Below are 8,894 nucleotides of genomic sequence, written 5' to 3'. Positions count from 1 at the left end.
GATGAGAAAACGGCCCGTGCCCTGGTTCTTCTGGGCGGCAAGATCCGGAATCTCAAGGACAAGGGTTTGGACGAGACGGTCAGCACCCGCCTTCTTGTCTATGCGGCGCAGTTGATCGAGGATGGGATTTTACCCCGCCGGGCCTGCGAGATCGCCATGCTGCAACCGATCACCGATGAGCCGGAGGTGAAGCGGGGCATCTACGAGCTGATTACGTCGGTGTTTTAAGACCAGGGGCAAAGGCACAGAGGCATATGTTCTTTTCTATGATCGGAAATAGGCCCGGAAGAGGCGGCGTCCAAGAGGAAACTTCCTCCTCCGCCGTGCATCTTTCCGATATACAGGAGGTCCTCGACATCTATCTGTCGGGCCTGATGGAAGAGCCGTTGGGGATCCGGAAAAACCGGATCTGGAAAGAAGGGAAGGGCTATGTCTTCGGATTGATCCGTCGAGCGAACCGGCAGGTCCCGGCGACCCCGGCCGACTCCTACACCGACCTGAAACGGATCTATCTACCGGAGCGAATCGATACCTTTGACGATCGGGAGGAAAATTTCGCCCTTTACAAGGCGATTATTGCCCACAAGTATGGGCAGATCCGTTTCGGGAGTCTTGAGGTCCTGGGACTTTTTGATCGCATGGAGAACCCGGACCGGGTCCTGGATCTTTTTTCCATCATCGAGGACGCCCGGATGGAACGGCATTTGTCCGAGGAGATGGAAGGCCTGGCAACGCTTTTGAACAGGCTGAAGGAACAGTGTTTGAGGGAAAGGCCGGAGCCGGAAGGACTGACTGTGGCAGAACAGAGGGTCGAGGCCCTCCTCCGGCTGAGTCTTCATCCCGTCGCGGACCTGTCCGGGTTCGTCCCGTCCGTTCGGAAATGGGCCGATCCCTTCAGAGAAGAGATGATTCATCTCGTCGGGAACGGGAGCAGCCCGTCCGACTCCGCGCGTCTGGCCCTGCGGATGCTGGGTGGACTGAACGGTGTGGACGGCCCGTATCGGAAGATTGACGCCGTGCCATACCGGGGTTGGATGAATCTTCCCTCCATTCTTCGGACGCTCAAAGGAGCGGTTCGTGTGGCGGCGCAGGGGCAGGCCGGGGACCGGGATCAAGAGGAGACGACGCAGAAGAAAACCGTACTTTCGACGGATCGGAAGGTGACGCCGGAGGCAACGGAATTCGACGAGGAGGAGGCGCGGCGGGGGATTCTGCTGAACCGGTTTGAAAAGATCAGCATGATCGCAAAGTATTTCCGGATCAGCCGGCCGCTGGATACCGACGAAGATGTGGGCGAACTTTCCAAGGCCCTGGACGAACTTGAATCCACGGGGATGATCCGGACGGCACGGAAGGCGAAAACCCTTCTCCATGTGGAAGAGGATTTCGAGATCGAGCCGGGGGAACTTGAAAACGACTCCGGGGAAGCGGTTCCCGGTCTTCTGTATGACGAATGGGACTACCGGATCGGCGCCCTTCGCAAGGATTGGTGCACGCTGATCGAAAGAGTCTACGACCGTGAGGATATCGCATGGTCCGATCGTTTGATGGAGAAAAATAAACATCTCTTCACCCGGGTCCGCCGTGAATTTCAGGCCCTTCGACCGGAGTACCGTAAGCTCAGAAAGCGGATCAACGGCGAGGATGTGGACAACGATGCATTCATTGAGGCATGGACCGACATGCAGGCCGGCGTCATGCCGTCGGAGAAGATCTACATTGAAAAACGGCGTCGCAGAAAGGAGATCGCCACGATCTTTCTTGCCGACCTCTCTGCCTCCACCGATGCCTATGTGAAAAACCTCCGGGTGATGGACCAGCAGCGTGAGGCCTTGCTTCTTCTGGGAGAGGCCATGGAGGCGATCGGCGACCGTTACGGCATCTTCGGTTTTTCGAGCAAGACCCGGAAGGCCTGCAGCCTCTATACCCTCAAGGGGATCGACGAGGGGTACGGCTCCGAGATTCGGGGTCGGATCGGCGGGATGCGCCCCCTCGACTATACCCGCATGGGCCCGGCGATTCGTCACATCACCCATCTCTTCCAGCATGTCCGGGCCCGAACGAAACTGCTTATTATCCTGAGTGACGGCAAGCCGAACGATTTCGATACCTATGAAGGGCGATACGGGATCGAGGATATCAAGAAGGCCCTTCTCTCCGCCCGGGCGTCCGGTATTCTCTCCTTCTGCATCACCGTCGATACCGAAGCCCGTGCATATCTTCCGGAGATCTTCGAACGGGGGAACTTCCTGATCCTGGATGAGATCGAATCACTCCCCCGGAAACTGGTCGGGATGTACCGGAAGCTGACTGGGCTGACGGGAAGGTGAAAGAGCAAGGGGCAAAGGCACAGAGGGGCAAAGCAAAAGTCAAGGCGAAAAACTTTCACCACTTGTGATGTGCGTCACGGTGTCGGCCGGTTGCCTCTGGTATATATAAGATGTAGAATGAAAGACAGCGAAAGGAAACCCTTCCCGTGACTGGAAGAGAGAAAGGAGGAATCCTCATGAGTGAAGTAACAAAAGAGACCTTGATCGGTGATGTGATCAAACATTCCCCCGAAGCCAAGGCGATTATCGAGAAACACTTCGGAAACGGCTGTTTCACCTGCCCCGGCGTGAACATGGAAAGCATCGCCTTCGGTTCGACCATGCATAATCTTGATCCGCAGGTGATTGTAGATGAGATTAATGCCGTAATGAAAAATGCCGTGAGTTCATAAGGGAGGCGAGATGGAGACGATCGATCTGAATGCCCTGAAGAAGTTTTCACCGGAAGGTCCGGTAAAGCAGTTTCTCCAGGATACGCCTGAAATGAAAATGGCATTGTTATGTATGGAAGCAGGACAGGAGATCCCTCCCCATGGAGCGCCGGCAAGAGTGATGATGCAGGTACTGGATGGGGAGGGGGAGTTTACCCTGGGAAATAAAAAAAGAAAGGGGATTGCCGGCAATCTTCTGCTCTGTAATCCCGATGAACCCCATGGGGTTCGAGCGGTCACCCGCCTGACGGTCCTTGCCGTTGTGGCGCCGAACCCCGGGCATTGATATGGGGTGCGTTCCGGGCAACCTTTTATACGAAACGGTAAGAGTATAAGGGCAGGCATCAAAGGGGTGCCTGTCCTTTTTGGTTTGCCCGGTGTGGCAGGCAAACCCGGTCCCGGTAAGGGGAAGACAATCCGAAGGATAAAACCGGAATGACCCGACGGCTTGGTTCACCGGGGGTCGCCACCTGTCACAGTCTGCAAGGAATGACGTTTCTCTGTGTGGGCGCCTACTCTACCTTCACCCGAATGCNNNAATGCAGGAGGCTGCGCGATTTTCCCTGAAAACGGATGGATTTGGTTATTCTAAGCATTTTTATATCTTTAGATTGTGGTAGTACGTAATACTTTTGTAAATTTTACCTTGCCTTTTCCCCCATCTTCTGGTATAGTTCAGCCATATTTTTTGTATTAACAGAGTGAAAAAAATGTCAACTTTCTCGTATACAATATGTTGACATTTTTTGCAAATCTGTTACTATCCGTTGAGGTTATTTCAGAACATGGTACAAGATAAGGGATAAAATAATGCACCGCGCAAGTTCAGGTTTTACCTATATCGAGCTTATCATTACCATCTCCATTATTGCCCTGACCCTGGCCTTTGTTGCGCCGTCACTTGAGACATATTCTCAATCACAAAAAGTAAAGAATACGGCGCGGGAGATCTACACCAATTTGCAGTTGGCACGAATGGCGGCGATTGAAGAGAATAAGACTGTCGATATAATTTTTTCTCTGAACCCGGCTGCTGCAATGTCGATTCAGGATAGCACTGGACGTGATGTGATTCCGCGGGTTGACTTCCAAGATAGTACCCCCGATGTAAAGCTGACAAGTAATTTGTGTGGGGCCAATGCCGGGAAGCTGACTTATCAGCCCATGGGCAATCTGAAGGATGGGGCGCAAACCATCACGGTTGGTCTCAGACAAACGGTTACAGAATATGAGGTAAAGATAAATCCTGTCGGAGGGTTAAGGCTTGTCAAGAAGTAGGGTGTCGAATCAGGAAGGTTTTACCCTGATTGAACTACTGATCACCTTGGTGGTTCTCTCTTTCGGGCTGTTGGGACTGGCGGGGCTCCAGGCTCAAATGATTCGCTCCAATGCCTTCAGCAGCAATATGACGATTGCGACCTCGATTGGGGCTGACCTTATCGAGGAGGCTAGAAGCAAGAGTTTAGCAACCTTGTTCGCGAGCTTAACGGATCTTAATAACGGGAATCCCTTCACAACAAACGAACTCTTTTTGACAAAGAATAATCAATCCACAACAAGCATTCCCTACGGGGATATTAACGGTGATGGAAATTTAGATCCCGGAGATATTGATATCGACGGGGACGGGAAAGTGGATAACCCCTACAAGGGTTTTACGTGGACACGTGTGGTGACATTCTACCCTGATCCTACGCGGCCTCTTTTTGCGAAAGTGGCGGTCTCGGTTTTCTGGCCGGATCCGGGAAGGACGGAACCACCGAAACTGCACCATGCCGACTTTACAACAATTATCGGCCGGATGTGAGTTCAGGTGACTGTGGCTACCGACCATAAGGGGAGACAGGGTGGATTCACCCTGGTTGAAATTCTTGTTACTCTTGCTTTGACGGGGATTGTGACGGCGGGACTGGTGAACTTCATGGTTTCTCAGAGCCGGAGCTACAATGTTCAGGAAAACGTGCAGGAGATGGAACAGAATGCCAGGGTGGCCATGGACTACTTGGTTGGGGGACTTCAAAGAACGCAGAGCCTTACGTTAAAACATATATTCACTGATCATCCCCGACAAGGGGATGGCGTCCTCCTGCAAGACGGAGTTGTGTATCGTTTTAATCAAGGGACGGACCTGTATTCAAGCAAGGAGGATAAAGCCGGCCGCATCAGTGTAAGCGGGACGGGTGCCGGCAACGGTTTTATCGCATCTTTTATCACCCAGGACCTAACTGGGGACGGAATTCCTGATACCCCGATGTTCCAGGTGGACAACCCCGTTAATCCCCATGTCGTGACCGTGACGATCATTGCGAGGACCCGGAGGGCAGACCCGAGGTACAAAAACAATAATGGTTATCGGCAGATCGTCTTGACCCGGCGTGTTGTCTTGAGGAATATGTGAGGGGAAGAACCATGATTCGTTTTTCGAGGATGAGCGTTGTGTATGTGAATGACCAGGGCATGGCCCTGGTGACGGCCTTGCTGATCCTTTTGGCCCTGACCCTGATCGGGATGACGGCCATGATTAATACAACCATTGACACGAAGATCGCCGGGAATGATTATCAGAACAAGAAAAATCTGTATGCTGCCGAGGGATGCACGGAGTTGGCCGCAAGCAATATTGAGGCGATCATAAGCGGGACATCGCTGAATATCAATAATACCAACTATACATTTGACAGTTTGAACGATCTTCTCGAGTATGACACGGTCGATGGTGACATTACTCCCGTCTTGAATGCTTACCTGTCCCCCCAGAAAGAAGATATTCTTGCCGAAGGAGAAGACATCAATGCTCTCTGCAATCCGGACGATGGAGAGAGCTATACGATCCATATTAGTAATCATGGTGATGGTTCATTCTCTCTTTTCTCACGCTATGACGACAAACGGGATATGGTCCGGATTACCTTCGGTACTCTTCTCTTGAATGGCGCAGTGAACCTGATTAATCCCGGCGGCGCTGGTGATAATACAAAACGGCCTCCTAATGTGCAGATCAGGATTGAAAGTAGTTGGGAAGGGAAAATAAAAGGGAAGAAAACGAAGGATGATACTGAAATCAAAATTGCCACGACGGATTCATTGCCTGATATAGAAGATGAAACGTCAGCGGTTACTTCAATCACTCATAATTATCACCCGACACGTGAAGAACTGGACGGGTTTGTCAACAGCCTTCTCCGCGGTAGGGAGCCGGACAAAGCCGCAAAAGTTATCAGGATTGATAATGAGCACAATCTTGACCTTTTGCTGATGGGGACTGCCGATGCTCCGCAAGTGACCTATTTGCAGGGAAATGTGAAGACTGAAAACTCTGTGACCGGCTACGGTGTTCTGATTATTGATGATTATAATGACGGCTGTGAAAGCACAGCCGCCCGTCTTGATGCCAACGATAATTTCAACTATCACGGGCTGGTTATACTCCGCCACCTGGATCCGAAGCATCACGGCGTAACCCGGATCAAGTTGAGTGAAAACGCCAAGATTGAAGGTGCTCTCATTGCCTATTCAGATGATCAGGAAAATGGAATTGAATTTATAATCAAGGAACATGCCTCAATCGATTACAATCCGGCGATGGTTTCTCTGCTAAAAAAATTCTATAAAAAGAGTTGGACACTTCTGAATTGAACAGTCCGCCGGAATTAGTTGCTTCCTCAGGGTGTACCCGCCCCCGATTTGAACCTTATCCATCCAGTATTTCCCGGACCTTCCGGGCCAGTTCGCCCGGTGTAAAGGGTTTGGGAAGGAAGGCCATGGGTTCAGGCAGCTCGGAAAGTTTTGCAATCCTACGGTCCGCATAACCGGACATGAAAAGGACCTTCAGGTCGGCCCACTTCTTTTTCATTTCGACGGCCATTTCCGGTCCTCCGATCCCCGTGAGGATAACGTCGGTGATCAGCAGATCGGGCGGTCTGTCCCGTTCAGCGATGAGTCTTAGCGCCTCCTCGCCGCTCATCGCGGTCCGAACGTTATAGTCCAGGGATTCGAGGACCTGAAGGACAAGTGTGATAATCGTCTGTTCGTCCTCCACCACGAGGAGTGTTTCCCGGCCGTGGGGAAGCGACGTCTCTTCCTTTTGGAGAACTTCTTTTGTGACTCCTCCTTGTGTTGCCACAGGGAAATAGACCTTAAAGGTCGTTCCCTGTTCAATTTCGCTGTAGACATAAAGGTGTCCGCCGTTCTGGCGGACGATCCCGTAAACCGTGGAGAGTCCCAGCCCCGTTCCGTCTTCTTTTGTTGTGAAATAGGGGTCGAAGATATGTGTCCGAACTTCTTCTTCCATCCCGATTCCGGTGTCGGTGACGGAGAGCAGGACGTAATCACCTGTTCGAATCTCCGGGTGGGCCTGGACATAGGAGGGGTCGAGTCGGATATTGGTCGTGGCAACGGTCAACCTCCCTCCGTCGGGCATGGCATCGCGTGCATTGACAACGAGGTTGAGGAGGACTTGCTCCACCTGGCCCGGGTCGGCCTTGATCGTTCGAAGATCTGCATCCGGTTCAAAGCGAAACTCAATATCTTCTCCTAACAGACGCGTAAGCATCTTCTCCATATCGCGGAGAATATCGTTCAGATTGAACAATGTTGGCTCCATTACCGGCCTTTTGCTGAAGGCGAGGATCCTGCGGGTCAGTTGTGATGCCCGTTCTGCCGTCTCGCGGATCGTTTTGATCTCATCGTAATCGCCACTCTTGGGCGTTCGATCGAGGAGGAGCATCTCCGAATAGCCGATAATGGCCGTGAGCAGGTTGTTGAAGTCGTGAGCGATCCCCCCGGCAAACCGGCCGATTGCCTCCATTTTCTGTGACTGCAGGAACTGCGCCTCTAGTTTTTTCCGGTCCGTGATGTTTCGGGCGACCGCTACAAGATAAGCCGTATCTTCTTCCCGGATGTAGGAGGCGCTCACCTCGACCGGAAAGGTCGTTCCGTCCTTCCGGATGTGTATCCCCGGGAAGAGTGCCGTTCCCATATGAGCAAGTTCTTTAACATGAGTCTGCCATGCAGCGAGATCCGGAATGGTTTGTTCGACATCGATGACACTCCTGGAAAGGAGTTCCACGCGACTGTATCCGAGTTCCGTGCAGGTCTTTTCATTAACATCAAGAAAGGTTCCCCGTTCGGGATCAATCACGAAAATCTCGTCATTGGAATGGTTGAGGAGCGTACGGAAGAGGAGTAGTTGTTTCTCACTCTTCCGGTGTGCTTCGATCTCTTCCCGTAAGGTTTTATTTGAATGTTGAAGATCGGCTACCCGTTCCGCAACACATCGTTCCAGTTCCTCGTTCTGTGCTCTGACAATCTCCTGCTGGTGTTTCAGGGTCGTATGGGAGGAGGTGAGATCAAGGTTGATCTGCTGCAGGATTTTCTTGCTCCGGCCGATCTCATAGACGGTCTGGGTCAGGAGTTCGGATTTCACTTCCGCGAGATAGGAGAGACACCGCATCCGGAGCGATTTTTCCGTGAGCTCCTTGTTGATGGTCAGGATCTCCGTTAATTGCCGGTCGCTCGTCCGGACGATCTCCTTGTCGTAGTGTTTCATGGTTGATGGTCTCGTAAAAAGTCACGAAGCCCTTCGACAGGCTCAGTGCGAACGGTGTAAGTTATTGATTCCGTTCGTGTGGTTCGGCAAGCTCACCATGCTCGGAAGCCTGTCGAACCATGAACGGAATCCGGAAAACGACTTTTTACGACTTCATCATGGTTCTTCCACGGAAAGATCTATGCCGCACTCCAGTTCCCGAAGACGGGCGGTGGCCGTTTTGACCTGTTCGCCTTCGAGGATTGATCCGTGCTGGGGAAGGATCCGGTCGATGGCGTACCCTTCCAGCCGGTTCATGCAGGATCGCAGAATTTTCTTCGAAGGCATGTAGAGGCGGTGGAATTCCTCCATGGGGGCGATAAATTCCTCATCGGCAAAGAGGGACCATTCCCGGCCAATCGCGCCGAAGAGATCGCCGGAAAAAAGGGTCCGGGTCCTGGCATCATAGGTGGCGATTGCACCGGGCGCATGCAGAAAGGAGGTCGGGATGAATTCGAGGACCCGGCCGCTTTTCAGCGTATACTTCCATCCCTGCTTTGCAACATCATAGTCGTCGGAATGAAGACCGTAATGGCGGATCAGGCG

10 protein-coding genes are annotated in these 8,894 nt (G+C 52.3%); 8 read left to right on the top strand and 2 right to left on the bottom strand.

The features are described from left to right. The 8 genes from GXP58_02715 to GXP58_02680 form a co-directional block, all read left to right on the top strand. On the top strand, positions 1 to 228 hold a 228-nt coding region (locus tag GXP58_02715; protein NOY52515.1), incomplete at its 5' end, for an AAA family ATPase. Positions 229 to 266: 38 nt separating this feature from the next. Beyond that, positions 267 to 2,330, top strand: coding sequence for a VWA domain-containing protein (locus GXP58_02710; protein NOY52514.1), 2,064 nt, complete (start codon positions 267 to 269; stop codon positions 2,328 to 2,330). A gap of 176 nt (positions 2,331 to 2,506) precedes the next feature. Continuing rightward, positions 2,507 to 2,722 carry a DUF1858 domain-containing protein gene (locus GXP58_02705; GenBank protein NOY52513.1) on the top strand — a complete coding sequence of 72 codons (216 nt, stop codon included), beginning with the start codon at positions 2,507 to 2,509 and terminating at the stop codon, positions 2,720 to 2,722. 10 nt (positions 2,723 to 2,732) lie between these two features. Beyond that, the gene (locus tag GXP58_02700; protein ID NOY52512.1) at positions 2,733 to 3,047 is read left to right on the top strand and encodes a cupin domain-containing protein; all 315 of its coding nucleotides are present in this window, start codon (positions 2,733 to 2,735) and stop codon (positions 3,045 to 3,047) included. Positions 3,048 to 3,571: 524 nt separating this feature from the next. After that, positions 3,572 to 4,039 (top strand): prepilin-type N-terminal cleavage/methylation domain-containing protein, encoded by a 468-nt coding sequence (locus GXP58_02695; GenBank protein NOY52511.1) that lies wholly within the window; start codon positions 3,572 to 3,574, stop codon positions 4,037 to 4,039. A gap of 1 nt (position 4,040) precedes the next feature. After that, positions 4,041 to 4,568, top strand: a complete 528-nt coding sequence (locus GXP58_02690) for a prepilin-type N-terminal cleavage/methylation domain-containing protein (protein ID NOY52510.1) — start codon at positions 4,041 to 4,043, stop codon at positions 4,566 to 4,568. 12 nt (positions 4,569 to 4,580) lie between these two features. After that, positions 4,581 to 5,159, top strand: coding sequence for a prepilin-type N-terminal cleavage/methylation domain-containing protein (locus GXP58_02685; protein NOY52509.1), 579 nt, complete (start codon positions 4,581 to 4,583; stop codon positions 5,157 to 5,159). 11 nt (positions 5,160 to 5,170) lie between these two features. Next, positions 5,171 to 6,397: a hypothetical protein gene (locus GXP58_02680; GenBank protein ID NOY52508.1), complete on the top strand. Its 1,227-nt coding sequence runs from the start codon at positions 5,171 to 5,173 to the stop codon at positions 6,395 to 6,397. Positions 6,398 to 6,452: 55 nt separating this feature from the next. On the opposite strand, the gene GXP58_02675 is transcribed toward GXP58_02680, so the two are convergent. After that, the gene (locus GXP58_02675; protein ID NOY52507.1) at positions 6,453 to 8,309 is read right to left on the bottom strand and encodes a PAS domain S-box protein; all 1,857 of its coding nucleotides are present in this window, start codon (positions 8,307 to 8,309) and stop codon (positions 6,453 to 6,455) included. Positions 8,310 to 8,465: 156 nt separating this feature from the next. Beyond that, positions 8,466 to 8,894, bottom strand: a 429-nt coding sequence (locus GXP58_02670; GenBank protein ID NOY52506.1) for a diguanylate cyclase, incomplete at its 5' end; no start/stop codon positions are given.

The sequence above is a fragment of the Deltaproteobacteria bacterium genome (genome assembly GCA_013151235.1).
GTDB lineage: Bacteria > CG2-30-53-67 > CG2-30-53-67 > CG2-30-53-67 > CG2-30-53-67 > JAADIO01.
This window is presented reverse-complemented; position numbering and strand designations above follow the sequence as displayed.

Coding starts and splice junctions, on each gene's coding strand:
- GXP58_02675 (NOY52507.1), bottom strand. CDS start 8,309: ATGAAACACTACGACAAGGAGATCGTCCGGACGAGCGACCGGCAATTA.
- GXP58_02710 (NOY52514.1), top strand. CDS start 267: ATGATCGGAAATAGGCCCGGAAGAGGCGGCGTCCAAGAGGAAACTTCC.
- GXP58_02695 (NOY52511.1), top strand. CDS start 3,572: ATGCACCGCGCAAGTTCAGGTTTTACCTATATCGAGCTTATCATTACC.
- GXP58_02700 (NOY52512.1), top strand. CDS start 2,733: ATGGAGACGATCGATCTGAATGCCCTGAAGAAGTTTTCACCGGAAGGT.
- GXP58_02705 (NOY52513.1), top strand. CDS start 2,507: ATGAGTGAAGTAACAAAAGAGACCTTGATCGGTGATGTGATCAAACAT.
- GXP58_02680 (NOY52508.1), top strand. CDS start 5,171: ATGATTCGTTTTTCGAGGATGAGCGTTGTGTATGTGAATGACCAGGGC.